Origin of the sequence: Spongiibacter tropicus DSM 19543 (assembly GCF_000420325.1) — a bacterium.
Classification (GTDB): Bacteria; Pseudomonadota; Gammaproteobacteria; order Pseudomonadales; family Spongiibacteraceae; genus Spongiibacter; species Spongiibacter tropicus.
Map to the genome: position 1 here is coordinate 47,444 of NZ_ATUS01000002.1, position 22,985 is coordinate 70,428.

Below are 22,985 nucleotides of genomic sequence, written 5' to 3' on the forward strand. Positions count from 1 at the left end.
CCGGTGTACAATGCTGCGCTTTGCACACCGACCTGCCCATGCCCGAGCTGTTCTCCATAGGCTATGCCACCAAACCGCTGGATACCTTTCTGGCGCAACTTCGCCAGCATCGGATTGATGCGATCGCCGACGTGCGCTCGGTGCCCTACAGCAAGGCCTTCCACAACTATCACCGCGAGCCCCTGGCCGCTTCGTTGCGCGCAGCCGGTATCCACTATGTGTATCTGGGGGAAGAACTCGGCCCGCGCTCCAAAGACCCTGCCCATTATGATGACCGCGGACAGGTGCAGTTTGACCGCCTGCAAACCGCCGAGCTGTTTTTGAACGGCATCGAACGGGTGTTTGCCGGAATGAAAAAATCCCTGCGCATTGCGCTGATGTGTGCGGAGAAAGACCCGGCGACCTGCCATCGCAGCCTGCTGATCGGTCACTACCTGCTGCACCAACGACAGCAGGCCGTGCTGCATATCGAGCACGATGGTGGATTGGAGGACGAAGCCGCGCTGGAGCGGCGGCTAATGCAAATTCAGAATATTCAGCCGGATATGCTTACCCCGGAATGCGACTGCCTGCCGCTGGCCTGGCAGGCGCAGTGTCAACAGCACGCCTACCGCAAACCCGACTGAATTCGCCGGGAAGCGACAGCGTGACGACTTAGACCAGGTCGCTGAAATGATCGACCAGCAAGTCGGCACCCGCCTCTTGAATCGGCGCGCCGTGGTTATAGCCGAAACTGACACAGGCCGCGGGCATGCCGAGCGCATGCGCCGCCTGAATATCGTTGCTGGAATCACCGACCATCACCGCATTTTTCGGCGACACCCCGAGCTGCTCACAAGCCAGAACCAGCGGCGCAGGATCAGGCTTTCGAGTCGGCAGAGTGTCCCCGCCGACCACGACCGGCAGCAACTCCTGCAAATCAAAGGTGGCGAGGATAGGATGGGTGAAACGCTCGGGTTTATTGGTGACACAGGCCAGTTTAATGCCTGCCGCCTGCCAGTACTCCAGCGCCTCGCGTACCCCGTCAAACAGGCGACTGCGCGAACTGCTGTCTTCGGCGTAGGCGTTGTAGAACGCTTCCAGCAACACGCGCTGCTGAGCCTGTGGTGCCTGCTGCTCACTGACTTCCAGTGCCCAGGTCAATGCCCGCTCAACCAGTTTAGGCGCGCCATTGCCCACCCATGTCCGCACACGCGCCTCGCCAGCAGGCGGGTAGCCGCAAAATTCCAGAGCGTGGTCCATCGCCGCGGCCAGATCGGGCACGCTATCGACCAGCGTGCCGTCCAGATCGAACAGCAGTGCCTGCAGCGGTGCCTCGCCCAACAGCGTTTGCAGACGCATCATACGCTGGCCAGCTCGCTGCGCATGTTGTCGATCACCGCGGTGTAGTCCTCGGCGTTGAAAATTGCCGAACCCGCAACAAAGGTGTCGGCACCGGCCGCCGCGATTTCAGCAATATTCTTGGCGGAAATCCCGCCGTCCACTTCCAGACGGATGTCGTAGCCGCTGGCATCGATCATGGCGCGAACTTCACGCACTTTATCGATGGTTGAAGGAATAAACTTTTGCCCGCCAAAGCCGGGATTCACCGACATCAGCAGTACCATGTCGAGTTTGTCCATCACGTATTTCAGTACGTCAGGGCCAACGGCAGGATTCAGTACCAATCCGGCCTTACAGCCCGCATCGCGGATCATCTGCAGAGAGCGGTCTACGTGAATAGAGGCATCCGGGTGGAAGGTGATAATACTGGCACCGGCCTCGGCAAAGTCACCGATCAGGCGATCGACGGGCGACACCATCAAGTGCACATCAATGGGCGCTTTCACCCCGTGATTGCGCAGTGCCTTGCACACCATCGGGCCGATGGTGAGATTGGGCACATAATGGTTATCCATTACATCGAAGTGAACAATATCCGCACCGGCTTCCAGCACGGTGTCCACTTCCTCGCCCAGGCGGGCAAAGTCGGCAGAGAGAATTGAGGGGGCTATCCAGTAGTCGGCCATGGTCGATCCCGTATGCAGTGTCGCGGCAGAAAAGAGTGCGTAGTTTACGCAGAGCGCAGCTCGGCATCCAGCGCAGCGAGGCGTTCCGGCGTTCCGATATCCCACCATTGACCGCGATGAAGACGGCCGCGCAACTGCGATCGAGCCATTAAGGCCTGCATAAGAGGTTTCAGAAGGCGGCGCCCTGGCGCCAGTCCCGCAAAGCATGCCGGCTGCCAGACACTCACCCCGGCAAAGGTGTAGCGCGGCTCGCCCTGTTCACTAAGCAGGCCGTCGTCGCCCAGTGCAAAGTCACCAGCGGGGTTGTGTGCGGGGTTGTCCACCATCAGCAGCTCTGCACCGGCTGGCCGAATCGCCCGCAGAGGCGCAAAGTCGATATCGCTCCACACGTCACCGTTAAGGAGGAGGAAGGGCGCGTCGCCCAGCAGAGGTAACGCCCGCACAATGCCACCGGCAGTTTCCAGCGGCTGTTCCTCCACCGAATGCGTGATCTGCAAACCGTAGCGCGTGCCATCGCCGAGATAATCCACAATCTGCTCAGACAGCCAGGCACTGTTGACCACCACCTCGTTAAACCCCGCAACGGCGAGCTTCTCCAGGTGATAATCGATCAAGGGTTTCCCCGCGGCGCGCAGCAGTGGCTTGGGGGTGGTCTCGGTCAGCGGGCGCATGCGCTCGCCAAACCCGGCGGCGAGGATCATTGCCCTCACAGGCGCAGTTCCCGATACCAGGGCTGCGCTGCCGCCAGCGGCAACAGCCGTGTTTCAAACCAGCGCACAAATTCATCAAATTCGGGATACTGCCGCGCCACCGTCAGGGTATAGGCAATGACCAATGGCAGATCGTCGAGGTAGGCCGATTTGCCGTCACGCAGTTTAAGACGGGCAAAAATTCCCAGCACTTTGATGTGCCGTTGCAGCCCCATCCAATCCACATCGCGGGCAAACTCGGCGGCATCCGGCATCGACTGCCCGGCCGCCAGTGCCTGCTGGCGATAGGCCTCAATCCACTCGCTGACACGGGTGGCAGGCCAGTGGATATAACAGTCGCGCAGCAGTGACACCAGGTCGTAACTGACCGGGCCGCGCACGGCATCCTGAAAGTCGATCAGTCCCAGTTCGTCATTCTCCAGCAGCATGATATTGCGACTGTGGAAATCCCGGTGCACAAAGCCCTGCGGCTGGGACATCGCCCGCTTGGCGAGCGCATCAAACAGTCGCGCCAGCATCTGCCACTCCTCGTCGCTGAGGGTATAGCCCAATAGCCGCTGTACGAACCAGTGGGGAAAGAGCGCCATCTCCTCCAACAGCCGCTCGCGGTCGTAATCGGGAAGATCGCCATCTTGTAAGGGCATAGCCTGCATTTTCAGCAGGCTATCGAAGGCCTGAAGATAATAGCGATCAGCCGCATCAAGATCAGACAGCGCCGGGCGCAACAGCGCATCGCCAAAGTCTTCCTGCAACATGAACCCCTGCTGTAAATCCCAGCCCAATAGACCGGGAACCCGCAAATCGGCGGCCATCATTCGCTGCTGAACAGCAATAAAGGCAGGGTTGTTTTCTTTATCCGGCGGCGCGTAGACCGCAATAAAGGCCTCACCACTGTCCAGCGTCAGGCGATAGTAGCGGCGAAAACTGGCATCACCAGAGACCACTGACAAGGTCGCGGGAGTGGTTTCTGGCAGCCCCAATTGAAGCAGGCCCCAGCGCGTCAAGTCACGGGTCGGTGTCGGATTTTCAGCAGTCATGGAAGGCAGGAAATCGGTCAATCTCAACGGGAAACGGGCATCCTAGCAGAGAATGCTTTATTATGCGCCTTCGCTAATTCAGGCCAATCGCCACACGTAATTAAGCCATTATCGAATGACTGCGTTTCGCCCATTTTTCACACTGCTGCTGTGCGGCTGCAGTGCCGCCAGCCTGGCGCAGACTGCGCCCGTGGAGCAGTGCGGCCCGATCAGTGGCCAGGCGATGCAATTCGATATGTCGCGACTCCCCGCCTACTACCAACACTGGAACTGGGTACCGCTGGACAAACTGCCGGAAAGCGCCCGCTGCGAACTGTCGCCGGGGTGTGCCGGACGCTTTGTCGAGCCGCCCAGAGACTGGAGCGGATCAGACCAGGACCCGGCCACAGCCCCGCTGGTCGTATCCGCTGACACAATCGAATCGGTCGGCGACAGCGCGACGATGCAGGGCGGCGTAGAACTTCGCAAGGGTAATCTCAGTCTCGACGCCGGTTACGCGCGCTACCGACGCAGCGACGGCAGCGTCATGCTGCGCGATGCCGTGGTCCTGCGTCAGCCCGGTTTTATGCTGCGAGGCCAATCGGCCACCCTCGACACGAATGCCGGATTGGGCGAACTGACAGAAGCGGAAATTCTCAGCTATCAAACCGGTGCCCGTGGCAGCGCCGGACGCATGGCGCGCCCGGCCTTCGGCCGCTTTGAACTGGAAAAAGCCAGCTACACCCAGTGTACGCCCGATAAGGAAACCTGGTCGCTGCACGCAGACAGCATTGAGCTGGACTACGAAACCGGCCGCGGCATCGCGCGCGGCACCAGTGTTCGTATCTATGATGTGCCGGTCTTTTACACACCGTATTTGAACTTCCCGGTCGATGATCGCCGCACCACCGGATTCCTGTTTCCCACCGTGGGCCTGGCCGACAACAGCCTCGACATCTCGGTGCCCTACTACATTAATCTGGCACCCAATTACGACCTGACCGTGGTTCCGCGCTATATCGAAGCCCGCGGCGAAGCCCTCGGCGGCGAATTCCGCTACCTCAACAAGTACTCAGAGTGGGCCATCAACGGCAGCTACCTGCCCAACGACCAGCGCGAAGATATCGACCGCTGGCTGCTTGGCATCGCCGAAGAAGGCTACATGGGCGACAACTGGAGCACAGAGGTCGACTACACGCGGGTCAGCGACAATGATTATTTCTCAGACCTCGGGCTGGCGAACCTCAGCGTAAAACGCAGCACCCACCTGAACCAACAGGCCAAACTGGGCTACCTCTCTGACAACTGGAGCGGGCGCCTGGAAGTGCAGCGCTACCAGACCATTGCCACGGTCGACGACCCCTATCAGAAGCTGCCCCAGCTCGCGCTGAGTTATCAGTCACCAGCTCGCAATTTCCAGCTCGAACCGTCCATGGAAGTCGAGTACACCCGCTTCGACCACCGCGACGCCATTCAGAATGGCGGCACCCAGGTTACCGGGCAGCGTTTTTATGGCGCAGCGGGCCTGAGCCTGCCGATGCGCTGGCGCTGGGGCTTTGTAGAACCCACGGTGAAGAGCCGCTATGTCGGCTACTCGCTGGACAAGGCAGACACTGTCGGCCTGGATAACAACCCCAGTGCGGCCTCCAACCAGTTCAGCCTGGATGCCGGTCTCTTCTTTGAGCGACCGCTGGAGCTGGGCGACAGCAGCCTGACCCAGACCCTGGAACCGCGCATTTACTACCGCAATGCCGAATATGCGAATCAGAGCGATCACCCGGACTTCGACAGTGCGGCGCTGACCTTTTCATACCAGCAACTGTTCCGCGATACCCGCTTCACCGGCCACGATCGTCTCGGCGATGCCGACCAGCTTGCGGTGGGTGTCAGCAGCCGTTTTATCGATAACGAAGTCGGCCGGGAATTTCTCAGCGTGAGCGTCGGTCAGCTCTATTACTTCGACGATGGGCGCGTACAGCTGCCCGGCGATCCGGTGCGCAAAAGCAGCAATTCAGACGTTGCCAGCCAGCTTCGCTGGTCACCCAACCGCTATCACAGCGTCGATGCCGACCTGCTCTACGACGCGCGCCAGGGAAAACTGAATCAGACCAATCTGCGCTACCACATTGAAACCGAGAACGGCAGCATGATTAATCTCGGCTACAGTATCCGGCGCGAGGGCAATGAATACGGCGGCCTCGACAATGATGTTCGCCAGGTGGATGCCTCGGCGGTGATTCCGCTGAACAACCAGTGGAAACTCTTTGCCAAAACCCAGTACGACTTTGAGGACAACCGTCCGCTGGAGAACCTGGTTGGCGTGGAATACGAGAACTGCTGTTGGCTGACGCGCTTTGTCTACCAGCAGGCACTGGAACCCGAGAACGATAGCGCGTCTAATACCATTGACACCCGAACCAACTCCGCCTACCTCGTGGAGTTCCAACTCAAGGGGCTGGGCGGCCTGGGCACGGCCGTTACCAGCGTACTGCAAGAAAGCATTTTTGGTTATCAAACAAATGAATAAACGTCAGACAACACTCCTCGCCGCTCTGTTTGCCCTGTGCCTCAGCACAGTTGCACGAGCCGAAACCCAGTGGCTGGATCGCATCGTCGCCATTGTTGACGACAATGTCATTCTAGCCAGCGAAGTGAATGACCGCGTTGCCACCATCGAGCAAAACATTGCCCGCGCCGGTCAACAGTCACCGCCGCAGGAACAGCTTCGCAAGGAAGTGCTCGACATGCTGATTCTGGAGAACATCCAGTTACAGATGGCCGACCGCGTCGGCCTGCGGATTGACGACGAACAGCTCAATCAGGCCGTTGGCCGTGTTGCTGCGCAAAACAAGATGACACTGCCGCAGTTCCGCCAGGCACTGATCGACAGCGGCGCCTCTTACAATGAGGTCCGTGAGCAAATCCGCCGTGAAATGCTGCTGCAACGCGTGCAGATGGGCAATGTGAACCAGCGCATTCAAATCTCCGATCAGGAGGTCAACAACTACCTCGATTCGGAAGAAGGCCGCGCCCGCACCTCGCCGGAATACCGCCTCGCTCACCTGCTGGTGCCGGTCGACTCGGATGCCAGCGACAGCCAGCGCGACGCAGCGCTGCAACGCGCCAAGCAACTGGCAAACCGCCTGCGCAGCGGCAGCGACTACCAATCCCTGGCACAGGGCGGCATCAAGGCCAACGATCTGGGCTGGCGCAAGGAAACCGATCTGCCCTCACTGTTTGCCAATGTGGCACCCGGCATGAGCGACGGCCAGGTCTCGGAGCCACTGAAAAGCGCCTCGGGTTATCACGTGATTCAACTGCTGGAGAGCCGCGGCCTGAACGAAACCATCGCCCAGACCCGCGCTCGCCACATCCTGCTCAAGCCCTCGGCAATCCGCGATGACGCCGAAACCCGCGCGCTGGCAGTCAAGTTGCGCCAGCAAATCATCGACGGTGAGTCCTTCCGCGACCTCGCCAAGGAATATTCCGAAGACATCGGCTCGGCGCAAGAAGGCGGCGACCTGGGCTGGACCTCACCCGGCCAACTGGTGCCAGAATTCCAGGAAGCGATGGACAACGCCAAGATCGGCGAAGTCACGCGTCCGGTACAAAGCCAGTACGGCTGGCACATCATTCAGGTGGAAGACCGCCGCCAGCAAAACGTCAGCGGCGAACTTCGCAAACGCATGGCCCGCAACGTACTTCACGAGCGTAAATACCAGGACGAGCTGGACATCTGGCTGCGTAAAATCCGTTCGGAAGCCTACGTCGACATCAAGAACTGATGCTGCCGAAGATCGCCATCACTCCCGGTGAACCAGCCGGGGTAGGCCCGGAGCTGCTGCTGCGCATCGCGCAGCAAGACTGGCCAGCGATGCTGGTCGCTTACGCCGATCCGGCGCTTTTGCAACAACGCGCCGAGGCGCTGAGCATCCCGATTGAACTGCTTGAAGTGAGCGACGATAGTCCCGCTCAAGCCCACCGGCCGGGACAGCTATTTGTCCGCGCGGTTTCCCTCGACAGCCCGGCAAAAAGCGGGCAGCTTGACGTGCGCAACGCGCCCTATGTGGTCGAATGCCTGCGCACCGCGACCGACGCCTGTCGACGCGATGACTGCCAGGCATTGATGACCGGCCCGGTACAGAAATCCATTATCAATGACGCCGGCATTCCCTTCTCCGGCCATACGGAATACCTGGCTGAGCGCTGCGGTGTCGACAAAGTGGTTATGATGCTGGCCAGCGACGCCATGCGCGTGGCACTGGTGACCACCCACCTTCCTCTGAGTGCCGTGCCCGACGCCATCACCGACACCGAGCTGACGCGCACGCTGGAGATTCTCCATCACGACCTGCGCCACCAGTTTGGCTGTAATGAGCCGCGGATTATGGTGCTCGGCCTCAACCCTCACGCCGGAGAAGGTGGCCACATGGGACGGGAAGAAATCGAGGTGATTGAGCCTGTGCTCGCCCGCTTCCGCCAGCAAGGCTGGCAACTCACCGCCCCGATGCCCGCCGATACAGCCTTCTCTCCCCGCCATCTCCAGCAGTGTGACGCCGTGCTGGCGATGTACCACGATCAGGGTCTGCCGGTGCTCAAGTACCAGAGCTTTGGCCAGGCGGTAAACATCACGCTGGGCCTGCCCATCATCCGCACTTCCGTCGATCATGGCACTGCGCTGGATCTGGCGGGCAGCGGCAACGCCGACCCCGGCAGCATGGCGACCGCCCTGCACTATGCCATCGATATGGCCCAGAACGCCTACAGCGACACCACACTATGACAGCACACCGCGCCCGCAAACGCTTCGGTCAGAACTTTCTTCATGACCGGGGCATCATTCAAAGTATTGTTCGCGCCGTGTCGCCCCGCGCCGACCAGCGCCTACTGGAAATCGGCCCCGGTCAGGGCGCGATTACTGCCGAGCTGCTCGCCAGCGGCTGCCGCTTGGATGTGATTGAGCTGGACCGCGACCTGCTGCCCATTCTGGATGACAAATTCGGTGCGCTGGAGAATTTCCATCTGCACGAAGGCGACGCGCTCAAGTTTGATATTGCCGGGCTGGCAGGCGACAACGCGCTGCGCGTTGTCGGCAACCTGCCTTATAACATTTCAACTCCGCTGATTTTCCATCTGCTGTCGGCGCAGTCCTGCATTCAGGACATGCACTTCATGCTGCAGAAAGAGGTGGTGGATCGCCTTGCCGCCCAGCCGGGCAGCAAGGCCTATGGTCGACTGGGGATCATGGCCCAGTATTACTGTCAGGTGGAATCGCTGTTTGACGTTCCCCCGGAATGCTTCTCACCGCGCCCCAAAGTGATGTCGGCAATCGTCCGCCTTACCCCGCATCGCGAGCTGCCGATTGTTGCCGACAACGTGGACACCCTCCAGCGAGTGCTGCGTGAAGCCTTCAATCAGCGCCGCAAGACCCTGCGCAACAACCTGAAGAACCTGCTCAGCGGCGAGCAGATTGAGACACTGGGCATTGATCCCGGCATTCGTCCGGAACAGCTCGGCCTTACAGAATTTGTTACCATAGCCAATTTCCTCGAGCGCCAGGCGCGCTGAACCCGGGTATTCATGAGCCACACCGAAAACGTTGAAATTCAAGTCGACACGCAGTTTCTGCCGGAACAATCCAGCCCCGAGGAATCGCGTTTCGCCTTTGCCTATACCATCACCATTCTCAATCACGGCGACGAGGCTGTTCGCCTGCTGAACCGCCACTGGATTATCACCGATGGCGACAATCAGGTGCAGGAAGTTCAGGGCGAGGGCGTGATTGGCAAGCAACCGCTGATTGAACCCGGCGAATCATTCACCTACACCTCGGGCGCCGTTATCGACACCGCTGTCGGCACCATGGAGGGCAGCTACGAAATGATCAGCGCCTCCGGGCGCCCATTTATTGCGCCCATCGGCGTGTTCTCGCTGGCCCAGCGCTCCGCGCTGCACTGAGCAGAGACATGAGCCGCTACGCTGTTGGCGATTTGCAAGGCTGCCTCAAGCCCTTGCGCTGCTTGCTTGACGCGGTCAATTTCGATCCCTCGGCGGATCAGCTCTGGCTGGTTGGCGACCTGATCAACCGCGGCCCCGATTCCCTGGATACCCTGCGCTACCTCTATAGCATTCGCGACAGCGTGCGTATCACCTTGGGCAACCACGACCTGCACTGTCTCGCCCTTGCCCAGGGCTATACCGATCGGGGACGCCATCCCACATTGGACGCGCTGCTCAACGCCCCTGAGCTGCCCGAGCTGATGCACTGGCTGCAACAGCAAGCCCTGGTGCTACGCTCGGAGGACGGGCGCTACCTGGTGAGCCACGCAGGCATTCCGCCGATCTGGAGCAGCGAGCAGGCACTGGCGCTGAGCGCCGAACTGGAATCGGTACTGCAAGGCCCGCAAAGCGAAACCTTCTTTAAGAACATGTACGGCAATGAGCCTCTGCGCTGGCGGGATGACCTGGAGGGCGTAGAACGCTGGCGCTGCATCACCAATTACTTGACCCGCATGCGCCTGTGTCGCGCCGATGGCGAGTTGGAACTGACATTCAAAGGGGCCGTCCGCGACATTCCCGAGGGCTACCAGCCCTGGTTTCGCTGGCCAACCGCCCCCCGGCAGGAAACACTGCTTTTCGGCCACTGGGCTGCACTGGAAGGCAAAACTGGCAGAAGCGACGTGATCGGCCTGGACAGCGGCTGCGTCTGGGGACGCCATATGACACTGCTGGATATGGATAGCGGTGAACTGCATCGCTGCGATTGCCACTAGGCCTTCCCCCACCTCACAGAATCGTTGATTATTCGCCCATGGACATTTATCTGGTCGGCGGCGCGGTCCGCGACGAACTCTTAAACTACCCTTTCCACGAGCGCGACTGGCTGGTGGTGGGCGCCACGCCCGAGGAACTGACTGATCTCGGCTACGAGCAGGTCGGCAAGGACTTTCCGGTTTTCCTTCACCCGAAAACCAAAGAAGAATACGCCCTCGCACGACGCGAGCGAAAAACGGCGGCGGGCTACCACGGTTTTGTCTGCGACTTTGGCCCTGAAGTGAGCGTTGAAGACGATCTGCGACGCCGCGACTTGACCATTAACGCCATGGCAAAGGCCGACGACGGCTCGGTGATCGACCCCTTTGGCGGCCAGCAAGACCTTGAACAACGACTGCTGCGCCACGTCTCCCCGGCATTTGCCGAGGACCCGCTGCGTATATTCAGGGTTGCCCGCTTCGCCGCCCGCTACGCCCATCTCGGCTTCCACATTGCCGACGACACCCTAGCGCTGATGCGGCAGATGAGCACCGCCCGCGAACTGGGCGCACTCAGTCCCGAGCGCATTATGGTCGAGATCAACAAGGCCCTCAGCGAACGCCAGCCCAGTGCCTTTTTCGAGAGTTTGCTGGCCTGCGGCGCACTGAATACCTTATCCCCAGCCTGGGCCGACAGTTTGAACGCCGCGCTGCTTCAGGCGCTGAATAAAACGGGACTCGATGTCGACCAGCGCTTTGCCCTGAGCTGCAGCGCAATGTCTGGTGAAGACGCTGAGGCGCTCTGCACCCGGCTTCGCGCCAGCAAACTGGCCACGCTGCTGGCTCGCCATGCCGCCAGCGCCCTGCCGCTGACAAGGGCTCTGTCAGCCGATGCCACGCTGTCACAACTGGAAGCACTGGATTACCTGCGACGACCGGAGATACTCGATAAGCTGTGCGGCATTGCAGCCGCGCTGGGTGAAGACGGTGAGCAGCTCCAACAACTCAAACGCGCCGCAGCGGCACTCGGTCGTATCGACGCAAAGCAGTTGATGGAGGAAGGATTGCGCGGTCCCGCACTGGGCAAGGCCTTACGTGAGCACCGCCTGCATACACTGACGATGCTGCTGGAAAAACGCTGAAATCAGCCAGCGCTGCCGCGTTCGATAATAATGCCGACTTCGTCCGCGTAATGCAGGGCGTTCGGTTTGGCCAGACGCAAACGCAGCCAAGGCACACCAAACTCATCGCGAATCAGGGCCGCACAGCGCTCGGCCAGGGTCTCCACCAGCAGAAATTCGCTCTGACGAATAAAGTCACACAGGCGCTCACTGATGGCCTGGTAATTCAGCGTCAGGGAAATGTCTTCGGCAGCCGCCGCCGCCCGAACGTCATAGCCCATTTCCAGATCGATAAGTACCGTTTGGCGGTGGAGACGTTCGTAATCGTGAGTACCAATAATGGTATCGACGCGTAAACCGCGTACAAAGACTTTATCCATGATTCAGTTTCCCAGACCGGGCAGCTCGTTCATCGGCCAGCGAGGACGCACCTGCACCGACAGCGCCTCCGCTTGCCCAGCCAGCAGACGGCAAGCACCTGCGTAGGCAATCATTGCACCGTTGTCGGTGCAGTAGGCAGGGCGCGGATAATACACTTGGGCACCGATCTTCGCCAGTTTCGCTTCCAGCCGCTCACGCAACAAGGTATTGGCACTCACACCACCGGCAATGACCAGTCGCGACAGCCCTTCCTGCTTCAGCGCACGCAGACACTTGATGGTCAGGGTATCCACCACGGCGTCCTGGAACGCGGCCGCGATATCGTTGCGATCCGTTTCGCTCAACACGCCGTCAGCACGGCAGTCATTCACGGTATTCAGCGTGAAGGTTTTCAGCCCACTGAAGCTGAAGTCCAGACCGGGGCGATTAACCATCGGTCGGGGAAAATCAAAACGCCTGTTGTCACCCAGCGCGGCGACCTTCGCGAGTTGCGGCCCACCCGGATATGGCAGGCCCAGCATTTTCGCCGCCTTATCGAAGGCCTCCCCCGCCGCATCGTCCAGCGACTCGCCCAGCAATTGATAATGACCAATGCCGTCGACGCGGACCAACTGCGTATGCCCGCCAGACACCAGCAAGGCAATAAAGGGGAACTCGGGGGGATTCGCTTCCAGCATGGGCGCCAACAAATGGCCTTCCATATGGTGAACAGCCAGCGCGGGCACGCCCCAGGCGTACGCCATCGCACGCCCGGCACAGGCACCCACCATCAGCGCGCCAGCAAGACCGGGGCCAGCAGTATAGGCCACGGCATCGAGGTCACCGCCGTTCATTCCGGCCTTATCGAGTACTTCGCGAATCAGCGGCAACAACTTGCGAACATGATCGCGGGAGGCCAGTTCCGGCACCACGCCGCCAAACTCCGCATGCAGGGCAATCTGGCTGTACAGCGCATCGGCCAGCAGCCCCTGCTCGCTGTCGTAGATTGCCACGCCTGTCTCGTCGCAGGAGCTTTCGAGTCCAAGTACCCGCAAAATCGGCCCTTCCGCACTGTTACTGAGCGCGCATCATACTGATTTCCCCCTGACGGCACCAGATAAGCCGCTTTTTACTTTGCATTTTCACAATACAGCGTTTAGAATTCTGCGCCCTTAGAGAGCCACGTTTGTATCGGTGGCAAAAGAATCGATTGCTAACTTTTATCAGCACAGGTTTAACGAATGCCTTCAGTTAAGATCAAAGAAAACGAGCCCTTTGATATCGCTCTGCGCCGTTTCAAGCGCTCTTGCGAAAAAGCCGGCGTCCTTGCCGAAGTTCGTCGTCGCGAGTTTTACGAGAAGCCGACGTCAGTTCGCAAGCGTCAAGCGGCGGCAGCTGTTAAGCGTCACGCGAAGAAAGTTTCCCGCGAAATGAAAAAGCAGCAGCGCCTCTACTAAGAGCGCCTGCCGGCAGCCACCATCGCGCTGCCATCTGCACAGCTATTTGCGAAAGATGGGCGACCCCAGTGGTCGCCCGTTTTTGTGTCTGAAAAACACATCTCCAGCAGGGAAATGCCGATGAGCCAGCCAACACTGAAACAATCGCTGAACGACGCTATGAAAGCGGCCATGCGCGCCCGCGAGAAAGAGCGCCTAGGCGCCATTCGCCTGATTCAGGCCGAGGTCAAGCGCATTGAAGTGGACGAGCGCATTGAGGTGGACGACGCCCGCCTGCTGACCATCCTCGACAAAATGTGCAAGCAGCGCCGCGACTCCATTACCCAGTATGAAGAGGCGGGGCGCGAAGAGCTGGCCGCGCAAGAGCGCGCCGAAATGGCCGTTATCCAAGAGTTCATGCCCACACCGCTGAGCGATGAAGAGCTGGACGCGCTGATAGAGAAAGCCATCGCCGACAGCGGCGCCGACTCCATGAAAGACATGGGCAAGGTGGTTGGCCTGATCAAGCCTGCCGCCCAGGGCCGCGCCGACATGGCAGCCGTAAGTCGCAAAATTAAAGAGCGACTGGCCCAGTAAACCGGCTGGGCTGGTCGGCACCCCACCAGCCTTGCTAATCTGAAGCTCCCGTTTCATCGGATCAGCGCCGTGGCCGCCAAAGGACGTATCCCCCAAGCCTTTATCGACGACCTGTTGTCGCGGGTGGATATTGTCGACGTCATTAACCGTCGCGTATCCCTGAAGAAGACCGGTCGCAACTACACTGCCCGCTGCCCGTTTCACGAAGAAAAAACCCCCTCGTTCAGCGTCAACCCGGACAAACAGTTCTACTATTGCTTCGGCTGCGGCGCGGCGGGTAACGCCATCGGCTTTATCATGGACTACGAACGGCAGGATTTCCCTGCCGCCATCGACAGTCTCGCTCACAGCGCCGGACTGGAAGTCCCCCGAGAAGAACTCAGCCCCCAGCAGGCGCAGAAACAACAGCGCCGCAAGACCGTCTACGACTTGATGGAGCAATTGGCCAGCTACTACCAGCGCCAGCTTCGCCAACATCCCGACGCCGAACGCGCGGTCGGCTACCTGAAGAAACGCGGCCTCAGCGGGCAGATCGCCCGAGACTTCGGCATTGGCTTCGCCCCGCCCGGCTGGGACAACATCCTGCAAGGCTTCGGCGCCAATCCCGAAGGCCGCCAGCAATTGCTCGACGCAGGCATGCTGGTTGAGAAAGAAGACAGCGACCGCCTCTACGACCGCTTCCGCGACCGCATCATGTTCCCCATCCGCGATAACCGGGGACGGGTGGTGGCGTTTGGCGGGCGCGTACTCGGCGACGACAAGCCTAAATACCTCAACTCGCCGGAAACCGACATCTTTCACAAAGGCCGCGAACTGTATGGCCTGTACGAAGCCCGTCAACACAATCGCCAACTGGAGCGGGTCATTATTGTTGAGGGCTACATGGATGTCGTCGCGCTGGCTCAACATGGCATCCGCTGCGCCGTCGCCACCCTGGGCACCGCCAGCAACAGCGACCACCTGCGCACCGCATTTCGCTACTGCAGCGAAATTGTCTTCTGCTTCGACGGCGACGAAGCCGGACGCCGCGCCGCCCAACGCGCACTGGAAAACGCCCTGCCAACCATGGAAGACGGGCGCAGCATCCGTTTTCTCTTCCTCGATGAAGGTCAGGATCCCGACGACACCGTGCGGCGCATCGGCGGCCCCGGCTTCGAGGGATTAGTCGCCCGCTCCGCCAAACTCGAGAGCTACTTTTTCGACAGCTTCAACGACCAGCTTGACCCGGACACCATGGAGGGACGCGCCAAGCTCGCCAAGCTGGCGACACCGCTATTAATGCTGCTGCCCGACGGCGTCTACAAAGAGCTCATGTTTGACGAACTGGCCAAGCGCAGCGGCCTGAGTCGCCCGTCACTGGACAAGCTACGAGAAAACACCCCGCAGCCGGAACAGCAGGAGGAGCGCGCCGACAGCCCCGCGCCGCGGCCAAAGAAACGCGACAGCGCCACGCTGCTGGAGCAACTGCCACGCGGAAAACGCGATCCTGGCCTGTTTGCTCTGGCAATGTTGCTTTACGCCCCCAGTGAGATTGTCGACGGTATCAGCACGCTGCCGCCCAGCGACAACGACCCCGGCTTGCAGTTGCTGAGCGCCATTGTCGAACTACTGCGCAAGCGACCGGAATCGTCGACCGCGATGCTGCTCGGACACTGGCACGGCCAGCCCGAGTACCCGCTGCTGACCGATGCATTGAAGACCATCGAGTTGCTGGGCAGCAGTCTGGATGAAGCGCTGGCACGCAGGGCTTTTTTCGACACCCTTGAGCACTTTGAGCGCCGCCAGAAGGACACCCACCTTCAACAGAGGCTGGCCGCATTGCGCGAACGCGAAGAAGTCGACAAAGCCGCTACGGGCAACTACGCTGAACTCAGCGATGACACCAAAGCCGAGCTGCGACACATCCAGCAGCTTTTGGCACACAAACACCGCAAGTAATGCCACTGATCCCGCCTGAACAAAGCAGGTTTTTACTGGTCGGAGACTGTGCATTTAGGGTACAATATGCGGCTATTTTTCACCTGCACCTACGAGTATTTTGCAAGCATGAATGACTCAACGCATCAATCGCGCCTCAAACAACTCATTGCCAAAGGCAAGGAGCAGGGATACCTGACCTACTCTGAGGTAAATGACCACCTTCCGGAGGACATTTCCGATCCGGATCAGGTCGAAGAAATTATCCAGATGATCAACGACATGGGCATTCAGGTATTTGAACATGCCCCTGACGAAGACACCCTGATCATGACCGGCGGCGACTCCTCCGACGACATCGCCGCCGCCGAAGCTGCCGCCGCCCTGGCTGCAGTGGAAACCGAAACCGGCCGCACCACTGACCCCGTGCGCATGTACATGCGCGAAATGGGCACCGTCGAACTGCTGACCCGTGAAGGCGAGATTGTCATCGCCAAGCGTATTGAGGAAGGCATTCGCGACATGATGGCCGCGCTGGCTTACTACCCCGGCATCGTGTCAGGTGTGTTGACCGAGTACGACAAAGTCGCCACTGAAGAGCGCCGTCTGGGCGATATTATCAGCGGCTACCTGGACCCCGCCGACGAAGTCCCCTCTCCGCAGGCGCAGGCTGCTGCTGCCGCTGAGTCCAGTGACGACGACGAAGAAACCACCTCTGGCCCCGATCCCGAGGAGGCAAAACAGCGCTTCTCGGCCCTGCAAAAGCAGAACGACAAAGTCGAGAAGTGCATCGCCGATCACGGTCGCTACAGCAAGCAGACCGCCAAAGAGCTGGCCGCACTGGGCGAACTGTTCAAGTTCTTCAAACTGACCCCCGGCACCTTCGATCCGCTGATCGAAGAAGTCCGCACCACGCTCAGCTCCATCCGTGCGCTTGAGCGCGAGATTATGGTGATCTGCGTGAAGAACGTCGGCATGGACCGCAAAGAGTTCATCCGCAGCTTCCAGGGCAATGAAGCTAACGCCAGCTGGATCGACGAGCACATTGCCAAGTACCCGGCACTGGCCGACTACAAAGATGCCCTCGGCCGCATTCAGGCTCGCATCGCCGTCATTGAAGAACGTCAGGACCTGACGATTTCCGACATCAAGGAAATCAACCGTCGTATCTCCATCGGCGAAGCCCGCGCTCGTCGCGCCAAAAAGGAAATGGTCGAAGCCAACCTGCGCTTGGTAATTTCCATCGCCAAAAAGTACACCAACCGTGGCCTGCAGTTCCTCGACCTGATTCAGGAAGGCAACATCGGCCTGATGAAGGCTGTCGACAAGTTCGAGTATCGCCGCGGCTACAAATTCTCCACCTACGCCACCTGGTGGATTCGTCAGGCGATCACCCGCTCCATCGCCGACCAGGCACGTACCATTCGTATTCCGGTGCACATGATCGAAACGATCAACAAGCTGAACCGTATCTCTCGCCAGATGCTTCAGGAAATGGGTCGCGAGCCCACTCCGGAAGAACTGGGTGAGCGCATGGAAATGCCGGAAGACAAGGTTCGCAAGGTACTGAAAATCGCCAAAGAGCCGATCTCCATGGAAACCCCGATCGGCGACGATGAAGATTCGCATCTGGGTGATTTCATTGAGGACACCACCATTTCCTCGCCAGTTGACTCTGCAACAGGTGAAGGCCTGCGCGAAGCAACCAAGGAAGTGCTGGCTGGTCTGACCGCCCGCGAAGCCAAGGTGCTCCGCATGCGCTTCGGTATCGATATGAACACCGACCACACGCTGGAAGAAGTCGGCAAGCAGTTTGACGTTACCCGTGAGCGTATCCGTCAGATCGAAGCCAAGGCTCTGCGCAAGCTGCGTCACCCGACGCGCTCAGATCACCTGCGCAGCTTCCTCGACGAGTAATACAATCATGCGGCGGCCCGCGCTGGTCGCCGCGCAGCCCTGAACGACTCCACACGGAATCAGAACAGTGCCCATGCGCAAACTGCTTATATTCAGTCTTTTTATTGCCTTGATGGCCGGTTGCAGCTCGACCCCTGAAGAACCCGTGCCCGTCGTCAACGAACAAGCTGAGCGTGAGCAGGAACTGAACGAACAACTGCAGACCGCCATCGGCTTTGCCAACAAAGGCCATTATTACGTTGCAGAAGACCAGCTCAAGGTCATTGCCAACGAGCCTCGCAACAAAACCAGCCTTCGCCAGCAGGCATTGACGCAACTAACCCTGCTCTATCTGAACAAAGACAATCCCCGAGCGAACACCGCGCGCGCCACCCGCAGTCTCGACCAACTCAATGTGCTGAATAATGGCCGCTCCGGCGACAACACCGCGATTTTTACCGCGCTGGGCTATGCGCTGGAAGCACGTATCAGCCTGGAAGAAGCCCAGCGCAAAGTAGAAGAATCTGCCCGCACCCAGCAGGTTCTAATGCAGGAAATTAACGCGCTGCAGATCGCACTGGATAAGCTGCGCCAGCTCTCGCTGCAATAAGCCCATCACTCGGGGCGATCGCCTCCCGCCCGGCGCAGATACAGCGCCAACTGCTGCTCCAGCACACTGGCATCGGCCTCGGTGCGGGCCAGCATCACTGGCACGGCGCGCCACTGGCTGGCACGCAACCCGGCCAGAAATTCACCAACCTGACGGTCATTACTGTGCGGCCCGATCACAATCAACTGCCACGCGTGCTCGGCCAGTAGCTTCCGGGCCTCGCCCACCGTACTCGTGCGAAACAGCTGCCAATACTCGGAGCCGGGTAAACGCGCGATGACATTGGCCAGCGCATCCCCTTCTTCCAGTAACAGCAGATTGCCCACCGCCCCGGCGGGAATCAGCTCCCGCACGGCAGCGGCTAACTCCTCGCGCTCCACCGGCTTCACCAGGTATTCGTTGGCGCCCAGCAGCAGCCCCAGATCCCGCTCATTCAGCATGGACTGCATCAGCACCGGCACATTGCTCAGCCCCGGCTCCCGACGCAGAATATGCAGCACTTGCCAGCCGTCCATAATCGGCATCATTACATCGAGAATAATCAGGTCGGGGCGCTGCTCGCGCGCCAGATCCAAACCCTCTGGCCCGGTGCTGGCCGTACGCACCCGGTAGCCCTCTCGCTGCAAGCTGCGGCGGGCAATTTCCAACGCGTTCGCGTCATCATCAATCACCAGCACATCGCCACGCGCAGTGTCGGCATCCTGACTGTGTAGAGCGACCGAGGTTTCACCGTTCACCGGCAGCCGCAACAGAAACCGACTGCCTTTCCCGGCCTCGCTTTCGGCGCTGAGCGTACCGCCCAGCAGCTCTGAAAACTTCTTGGAGATCGTCAGCCCCAGTCCAGAGCCGCCAAACTGCTTGGTCGTCGACAGATCTGCCTGCACAAATGCATCGAAGACATTCTCAAGTTGTTCGTCACTCATGCCGATACCGGTGTCCGACACTTCGATATTCAGGGTATTGTTTTCGCCGCTTACTTCCTCCCAGACTTTCAGCGAGATATCACCCTCTCGGGTAAATTTGGCGGCATTGCTCAGCAGATTCAGCAGCACCTGCCGCAGCCGGGTCACATCGGTACGTACATAATTGCTGCTGAACTGGTAATCGCAATGCAGGCGGTTGCGGTTTTTCTCCATCAGTGGCGCCGCCGTCACCTCAACGTCGCGCAGCACCGAATCCAGCTCCACACTTTCCCAGAACACGGCCATGCGCCCGGACTCGATTTTGGAAATATCCAGCACGTCATTAATCAGCGTAAGCAAATGCTTGCCTGCCAACTGCACCTTTTCCAGGTCTGGCTGTAAGTCGCCGGCGGGCAGCGCTGGGTCGTCCTCAATCTCCTCAAGCAGCATTTCGGAGTAGCCAATAATCGCGTTCATCGGCGTGCGCAGCTCATGGCTCATATTTGCCAGAAAGCCACTCTTGGCCTGATTGGCGGCATCCGCCCGGCGACTGGCTTCACGCACGCGACTCATGGCGCTGCGCAGATTGGCCGCCATCTCATTGAAGGACTTCGCCAACTGCCCGAATTCATCGTGCCCCATATCGGCAATGCTGTAATCAAAATTGCCACTGCCCCATTCCGCCGTGCCCTTTTGCAACTGGCGGATGGAACGACGGGTATAGCGGGTAATGTAGTAACCCAGCACAAAGGTGGTAATCAGCGCCAGCAGGAACACCCCCAGCGCCACCTTGTTGGTCAGGCTGACGATGTCTTTGAGGCGGGCATTAATTTCATCCGAGCGAATCAGCAGTGCCAGTTCATTGTCGCTCAAGGTCGCACTGAGCTGCTGGTATTCCGTCGTGGCGATCAGCAGCGCTTCAGCGGCGTCATCCGGCGACACCAACCGCTTTTCCGTCGCCAGCAAAAATCGCTGCCAGGCATCCAGCAATGTCTCGGTCACCAGCGGACGATAACTGTCCGGCTCCATGTATTCACGCAACTCGCGATTAAGCGTGTCCTGCAGTTCACGCAGTCGTTCAATGGCCGCCAGCAGCTCTCCCCGCTCATTCTCGTTCAGCTGCTTATTCGCCGCCGAGGCATTGAGGGCTTCCACCACTCGCATTTTGCGCTGAATACCATATAGCTGCTGGCTGAAGGCATTCATGTCCGACTGCGTACTGATCACATTCTGCAACAACCAGACATTGCGGCGGCGGGTATCATTGCCCCACACCTGCACCAGCACACTGCCCAGCGAGAGCAGCAGAATAGTGACAAAAGACAGGGTTAAACGGCGGGTAAAACTCATGAAGGCTCAGCCAGCAGTGCGTTCATTTTGCTCAACAGCCGCGGCAGGTCCACAGGCTTGGTGTCGTAATCGTCACAGCCCGCCTCCATCGCCCGCAGCCGGTCGTCGGCCATGGCGTGGGCGGTCAGCGCAATAATGGGAATGTGGCGCAGCGAGTCATCAGCCTTCATTTCCCGCGCCACCTGCCACCCGTCCTTCACCGGCAGACTCATATCCAACAGCAGGATATCCGGCGATTCACGGCGACTCATATCAATCCCCTGCTGACCATCGACGGCCAGCAGCACCTCATAACCGCGACGCTGCAGGCGACGGCTGAGCATATCGCGGTTCATTTCATTGTCTTCAACCAAAAGCACGGTCGGCATTTGTCACCCGTTATTCTCTGTTGTGTCAGTTGCCGCCAGGCCCAGCCAATCGGGCTGGATCGTTGTGCGCAATTCATAGCGCCCGTCGTCGGCGGCCACCAGCTTGCCATACAGACTGCCCTCTTCTCCCGGCCCGAACAGGCAAATATCACTGGGGCTGGGCAGTTCAGCATCGCTCTCGATCAGCAGCCCATTATCGCGGCGGGCACAAAGGTGCACCGGCAGCCGCTCATCACCCAGACGCTTGCTCTCCAGCACATTCAGCGTCAAAGACTGCGGCGTCGCCAACCACTGCCAGGGTTGCGGCTCCGGCGACTCCAGCAGCAGATCGTAGGGCAGCCCCACTCCCAGAACTTCCGACAACGGCAATGGCGCGTCCAAGCCTTTCACCGATACCTCAATGCAGCGACCGCGCAGCACTTCGCTACGGGCATTCTCCAGCGTGGCGGGCGAAGCGAGAATCTGTCCACCTGCGGTACAGGCCTCGATTCGCGAAGCGAGGTTCACGTTGTGGCCCACCACGCCATATTTACTGCGCAGCTCGGAACCGATGTTTCCCGCCACCACATCACCGGTGTTCAGGCCAATACCAATTTCAATCGCCGGAAGGCCCTCGGCCACATTGCGGGCATTCACTTCACCCATGGCCCGCTGCATGGCGACCGCACAGGCCAGCGCTCTGTCGGCATCGTCCTCTTCACTCACCGGCGCGCCGAATACCGCCAGAATGCCGTCGCCGACAAACTCGTCCACCGTGCCGCGAAAACCCTGAATCACTTCCGTCATCACCGCCAGATAATGGTTCAACAGCAGCATGCAGCGTTCCGGCTCCAGCAGCAGACTGATCGTCGAAAAGTCGCGGATGTCTGCCATTAACACCGTCACCTGGCGACGTTCGCCACCCAGCCGCAGACCGTCCTGTTCATCCAGCAGACGCTGCACGATCTCATCCGACAGATAGCGGCCAAACACCTTGCGCACAAAACGCTGACTTTTCTCCAGCTCGGCGAGGTACTCCCGTTCGCGATCGAACCAGGACTTGCGCTCCAGCAACGCCGACACGCGCGCCCCCAGCAACGTGGCATTCACGGGTTTGATCAGGTAATCGCTGGCCCCGGCGTCAATACAGTGAATCGCCCCGGCCTCGTCCTGCACACCGCTGATGACCACCACCGGAATGCGCCGCAGCTCTTCGTCGGCGCGAATGGTTTGCAGTACCTCGTAGCCATTCAGGCCCGGCATTACCAGATCCAGCAGCAGCAAATCCGGCTTGGCACTGCGCATCACCTCCAATGCCCGCTCGCCGCTGCTGGCCTCAATTACCAGATGCTCCTGACGCTGTAGCTGTTGCGCCAGCAACTCACGGCTGCTGTCATTGTCATCCACCACCAAAATCGTTGCTGGCGCCACGCGCCGCTGATCCAGTCGCAGACCGCGCTTGAAGCTTTTGAAAATGGAGGAAATGGGGTCGGTCTTGTCACCACCGGCAGTGGGCAAACGGAGCTTTTCCAGCTCCAGTTGGAAGCGCTTGGAAAGGGTGGCGATTTCGCTCAGCGCCTCGCAGCAGGAAGCATCGCCGAGGTCTTCCAGCAAAATTTCCACATAGCCTTCCACTACGCCGATACTGTTGCGCTGATCGTGACGCAAGCGCGACAGGGCAGTGTCATCGCTGGCCTCTGCCGCCGCCTCCAGCGAGGCCGACAACACCTCCAACGCCTCGGAAATGCGCCGGGCGTCAGCCAGTGCAGCGGGATCGTCCGCAAGGGCCTGCTCAACACTCGCCGCCCGGCGTTGCATCGCCGTCAACGGCGCGTAGAGGCTCTGACGAATGTCGTCCAGATACGCCTTCTCAATACGCTGTTTGTCGTTCAAAACCCGCTCCGCGCCAAGGGTGAATACCGCAATTATGGCAGCACCGCAGCAAAATAACACAGCCGCTGG

22 protein-coding genes are annotated in these 22,985 nt (G+C 59.7%); 13 read left to right on the top strand and 9 right to left on the bottom strand.

Annotation, left to right across the window (positions count from 1 at the left end; genetic code table 11):
• Nucleotides 1-38: 38 nt before the first annotated feature.
• Nucleotides 39-626: a DUF488 domain-containing protein gene (locus G411_RS0111880; protein ID WP_022959433.1), complete on the top strand. Its 588-nt coding sequence runs from the start codon at nt 39-41 to the stop codon at nt 624-626.
• Between the two features lie 28 nt (nt 627-654).
• Here the strand turns inward: G411_RS0111880 and G411_RS0111885 are convergent, their stop codons facing one another.
• From G411_RS0111885 to G411_RS20295, 4 genes are read right to left on the bottom strand one after another with little or no spacing between them, the layout of a single operon-like run.
• Nucleotides 655-1,344 carry a phosphoglycolate phosphatase gene (locus tag G411_RS0111885; RefSeq protein WP_022959434.1) on the bottom strand — a complete coding sequence of 230 codons (690 nt, stop codon included), beginning with the start codon at nt 1,342-1,344 and terminating at the stop codon, nt 655-657.
• Entirely contained in the window at nt 1,341-2,009 is a 669-nt protein-coding gene (rpe, locus tag G411_RS0111890; RefSeq protein WP_022959435.1) for a ribulose-phosphate 3-epimerase, read from the bottom strand. The genes G411_RS0111885 and rpe overlap by 4 nt, the downstream gene beginning before the upstream one ends.
• 44 nt (nt 2,010-2,053) lie before the next feature.
• Nucleotides 2,054-2,710 carry an N-acetylmuramate alpha-1-phosphate uridylyltransferase MurU gene (gene murU, locus G411_RS0111895; RefSeq protein WP_211218344.1) on the bottom strand — a complete coding sequence of 219 codons (657 nt, stop codon included), beginning with the start codon at nt 2,708-2,710 and terminating at the stop codon, nt 2,054-2,056.
• Nucleotides 2,711-2,715: 5 nt separating this feature from the next.
• Nucleotides 2,716-3,756: an aminoglycoside phosphotransferase family protein gene (locus tag G411_RS20295; RefSeq protein WP_022959437.1), complete on the bottom strand. Its 1,041-nt coding sequence runs from the start codon at nt 3,754-3,756 to the stop codon at nt 2,716-2,718.
• 115 nt (nt 3,757-3,871) lie between these two features.
• Here G411_RS20295 and G411_RS0111905 point away from each other — a divergent pair, with 115 nt between their 5' ends.
• Genes G411_RS0111905 through G411_RS22515 form a run of 7 tightly spaced genes read left to right on the top strand, consistent with a single transcriptional unit; the run spans nt 3,872 to nt 11,629 of the window.
• Nucleotides 3,872-6,262, top strand: a complete 2,391-nt coding sequence (locus G411_RS0111905) for an LPS-assembly protein LptD (protein ID WP_022959438.1) — start codon at nt 3,872-3,874, stop codon at nt 6,260-6,262.
• The gene (locus G411_RS0111910) at nt 6,255-7,520 is read left to right on the top strand and encodes a peptidylprolyl isomerase (RefSeq protein ID WP_022959439.1); all 1,266 of its coding nucleotides are present in this window, start codon (nt 6,255-6,257) and stop codon (nt 7,518-7,520) included. The genes G411_RS0111905 and G411_RS0111910 overlap by 8 nt, the downstream gene beginning before the upstream one ends.
• Nucleotides 7,520-8,518, top strand: a complete 999-nt coding sequence (pdxA, locus tag G411_RS0111915) for a 4-hydroxythreonine-4-phosphate dehydrogenase PdxA (RefSeq protein ID WP_022959440.1) — start codon at nt 7,520-7,522, stop codon at nt 8,516-8,518. The genes G411_RS0111910 and pdxA overlap by 1 nt, the downstream gene beginning before the upstream one ends.
• Entirely contained in the window at nt 8,515-9,303 is a 789-nt protein-coding gene (rsmA, locus tag G411_RS0111920; RefSeq protein ID WP_022959441.1) for a 16S rRNA (adenine(1518)-N(6)/adenine(1519)-N(6))-dimethyltransferase RsmA, read from the top strand. The genes pdxA and rsmA overlap by 4 nt, the downstream gene beginning before the upstream one ends.
• Nucleotides 9,304-9,315: 12 nt before the next feature.
• On the top strand, nt 9,316-9,693 hold the full coding sequence (apaG, locus tag G411_RS0111925) for a Co2+/Mg2+ efflux protein ApaG (protein ID WP_022959442.1): 378 nt from the start codon (nt 9,316-9,318) through the stop codon (nt 9,691-9,693).
• A gap of 8 nt (nt 9,694-9,701) precedes the next feature.
• Nucleotides 9,702-10,508, top strand: a complete 807-nt coding sequence (locus tag G411_RS0111930) for a symmetrical bis(5'-nucleosyl)-tetraphosphatase (protein ID WP_022959443.1) — start codon at nt 9,702-9,704, stop codon at nt 10,506-10,508.
• Nucleotides 10,509-10,546: 38 nt separating this feature from the next.
• Nucleotides 10,547-11,629 carry a tRNA nucleotidyltransferase/poly(A) polymerase-related protein gene (locus G411_RS22515; RefSeq protein ID WP_022959444.1) on the top strand — a complete coding sequence of 361 codons (1,083 nt, stop codon included), beginning with the start codon at nt 10,547-10,549 and terminating at the stop codon, nt 11,627-11,629.
• Between the two features lie 2 nt (nt 11,630-11,631).
• On the opposite strand, the gene folB is transcribed toward G411_RS22515, so the two are convergent.
• Nucleotides 11,632-11,988, bottom strand: coding sequence for a dihydroneopterin aldolase (gene folB / locus G411_RS0111940; RefSeq protein ID WP_022959445.1), 357 nt, complete (start codon nt 11,986-11,988; stop codon nt 11,632-11,634).
• 3 nt (nt 11,989-11,991) lie between these two features.
• Nucleotides 11,992-13,023: a tRNA (adenosine(37)-N6)-threonylcarbamoyltransferase complex transferase subunit TsaD gene (tsaD, locus tag G411_RS0111945; RefSeq protein ID WP_022959446.1), complete on the bottom strand. Its 1,032-nt coding sequence runs from the start codon at nt 13,021-13,023 to the stop codon at nt 11,992-11,994.
• Nucleotides 13,024-13,209: 186 nt separating this feature from the next.
• Between tsaD and rpsU the strand changes: the two genes are divergently transcribed.
• From rpsU to G411_RS0111970, 5 genes are all read left to right on the top strand, one after another.
• Nucleotides 13,210-13,425, top strand: a complete 216-nt coding sequence (gene rpsU, locus G411_RS0111950) for a 30S ribosomal protein S21 (RefSeq protein ID WP_022959447.1) — start codon at nt 13,210-13,212, stop codon at nt 13,423-13,425.
• A gap of 120 nt (nt 13,426-13,545) precedes the next feature.
• Nucleotides 13,546-14,001: a GatB/YqeY domain-containing protein gene (locus G411_RS0111955; protein WP_022959448.1), complete on the top strand. Its 456-nt coding sequence runs from the start codon at nt 13,546-13,548 to the stop codon at nt 13,999-14,001.
• A 69-nt stretch (nt 14,002-14,070) separates the two neighbouring features.
• Nucleotides 14,071-15,939: a DNA primase gene (dnaG, locus tag G411_RS0111960; protein WP_022959449.1), complete on the top strand. Its 1,869-nt coding sequence runs from the start codon at nt 14,071-14,073 to the stop codon at nt 15,937-15,939.
• 108 nt (nt 15,940-16,047) lie between these two features.
• Nucleotides 16,048-17,835: an RNA polymerase sigma factor RpoD gene (rpoD, locus tag G411_RS0111965; protein WP_028968385.1), complete on the top strand. Its 1,788-nt coding sequence runs from the start codon at nt 16,048-16,050 to the stop codon at nt 17,833-17,835.
• A 73-nt stretch (nt 17,836-17,908) separates the two neighbouring features.
• Nucleotides 17,909-18,424 carry a putative periplasmic lipoprotein gene (locus G411_RS0111970; RefSeq protein WP_022959451.1) on the top strand — a complete coding sequence of 172 codons (516 nt, stop codon included), beginning with the start codon at nt 17,909-17,911 and terminating at the stop codon, nt 18,422-18,424.
• Nucleotides 18,425-18,429: 5 nt separating this feature from the next.
• On the opposite strand, the gene G411_RS21515 is transcribed toward G411_RS0111970, so the two are convergent.
• The 3 genes from G411_RS21515 to G411_RS21875 are packed head-to-tail and all read right to left on the bottom strand — an operon-like array spanning nt 18,430 to nt 22,916.
• Nucleotides 18,430-20,676 carry an ATP-binding response regulator gene (locus tag G411_RS21515; protein WP_022959452.1) on the bottom strand — a complete coding sequence of 749 codons (2,247 nt, stop codon included), beginning with the start codon at nt 20,674-20,676 and terminating at the stop codon, nt 18,430-18,432.
• Nucleotides 20,673-21,044, bottom strand: a complete 372-nt coding sequence (locus G411_RS0111980; RefSeq protein WP_022959453.1) for a response regulator — start codon at nt 21,042-21,044, stop codon at nt 20,673-20,675. Before G411_RS0111980 ends, G411_RS21515 begins: the two co-directional genes overlap by 4 nt.
• 3 nt (nt 21,045-21,047) lie before the next feature.
• Nucleotides 21,048-22,916, bottom strand: a complete 1,869-nt coding sequence (locus tag G411_RS21875; RefSeq protein WP_157581299.1) for an adenylate/guanylate cyclase domain-containing protein — start codon at nt 22,914-22,916, stop codon at nt 21,048-21,050.
• Nucleotides 22,917-22,985 lie beyond the last annotated feature (69 nt).

Bases quoted from the DNA above. Each gene is read 5' to 3' on its own strand.
- murU (WP_211218344.1), bottom strand. From the start codon at position 2,710: ATGATCCTCGCCGCCGGGTTTGGCGAGCGCATGCGCCCGCTGACCGAG.
- G411_RS0111905 (WP_022959438.1), top strand. From the start codon at position 3,872: ATGACTGCGTTTCGCCCATTTTTCACACTGCTGCTGTGCGGCTGCAGT.
- G411_RS0111955 (WP_022959448.1), top strand. From the start codon at position 13,546: ATGAGCCAGCCAACACTGAAACAATCGCTGAACGACGCTATGAAAGCG.
- pdxA (WP_022959440.1), top strand. From the start codon at position 7,520: ATGCTGCCGAAGATCGCCATCACTCCCGGTGAACCAGCCGGGGTAGGC.
- G411_RS0111910 (WP_022959439.1), top strand. From the start codon at position 6,255: ATGAATAAACGTCAGACAACACTCCTCGCCGCTCTGTTTGCCCTGTGC.
- G411_RS0111980 (WP_022959453.1), bottom strand. From the start codon at position 21,044: ATGCCGACCGTGCTTTTGGTTGAAGACAATGAAATGAACCGCGATATG.
- G411_RS0111930 (WP_022959443.1), top strand. From the start codon at position 9,702: ATGAGCCGCTACGCTGTTGGCGATTTGCAAGGCTGCCTCAAGCCCTTG.
- rsmA (WP_022959441.1), top strand. From the start codon at position 8,515: ATGACAGCACACCGCGCCCGCAAACGCTTCGGTCAGAACTTTCTTCAT.
- G411_RS21515 (WP_022959452.1), bottom strand. From the start codon at position 20,676: ATGAGTTTTACCCGCCGTTTAACCCTGTCTTTTGTCACTATTCTGCTG.
- G411_RS0111970 (WP_022959451.1), top strand. From the start codon at position 17,909: ATGCGCAAACTGCTTATATTCAGTCTTTTTATTGCCTTGATGGCCGGT.
- rpe (WP_022959435.1), bottom strand. From the start codon at position 2,009: ATGGCCGACTACTGGATAGCCCCCTCAATTCTCTCTGCCGACTTTGCC.
- rpoD (WP_028968385.1), top strand. From the start codon at position 16,048: ATGAATGACTCAACGCATCAATCGCGCCTCAAACAACTCATTGCCAAA.
- folB (WP_022959445.1), bottom strand. From the start codon at position 11,988: ATGGATAAAGTCTTTGTACGCGGTTTACGCGTCGATACCATTATTGGT.
- G411_RS0111885 (WP_022959434.1), bottom strand. From the start codon at position 1,344: ATGATGCGTCTGCAAACGCTGTTGGGCGAGGCACCGCTGCAGGCACTG.
- G411_RS0111880 (WP_022959433.1), top strand. From the start codon at position 39: ATGCCCGAGCTGTTCTCCATAGGCTATGCCACCAAACCGCTGGATACC.
- apaG (WP_022959442.1), top strand. From the start codon at position 9,316: ATGAGCCACACCGAAAACGTTGAAATTCAAGTCGACACGCAGTTTCTG.
- rpsU (WP_022959447.1), top strand. From the start codon at position 13,210: ATGCCTTCAGTTAAGATCAAAGAAAACGAGCCCTTTGATATCGCTCTG.
- G411_RS22515 (WP_022959444.1), top strand. From the start codon at position 10,547: ATGGACATTTATCTGGTCGGCGGCGCGGTCCGCGACGAACTCTTAAAC.
- G411_RS20295 (WP_022959437.1), bottom strand. From the start codon at position 3,756: ATGACTGCTGAAAATCCGACACCGACCCGTGACTTGACGCGCTGGGGC.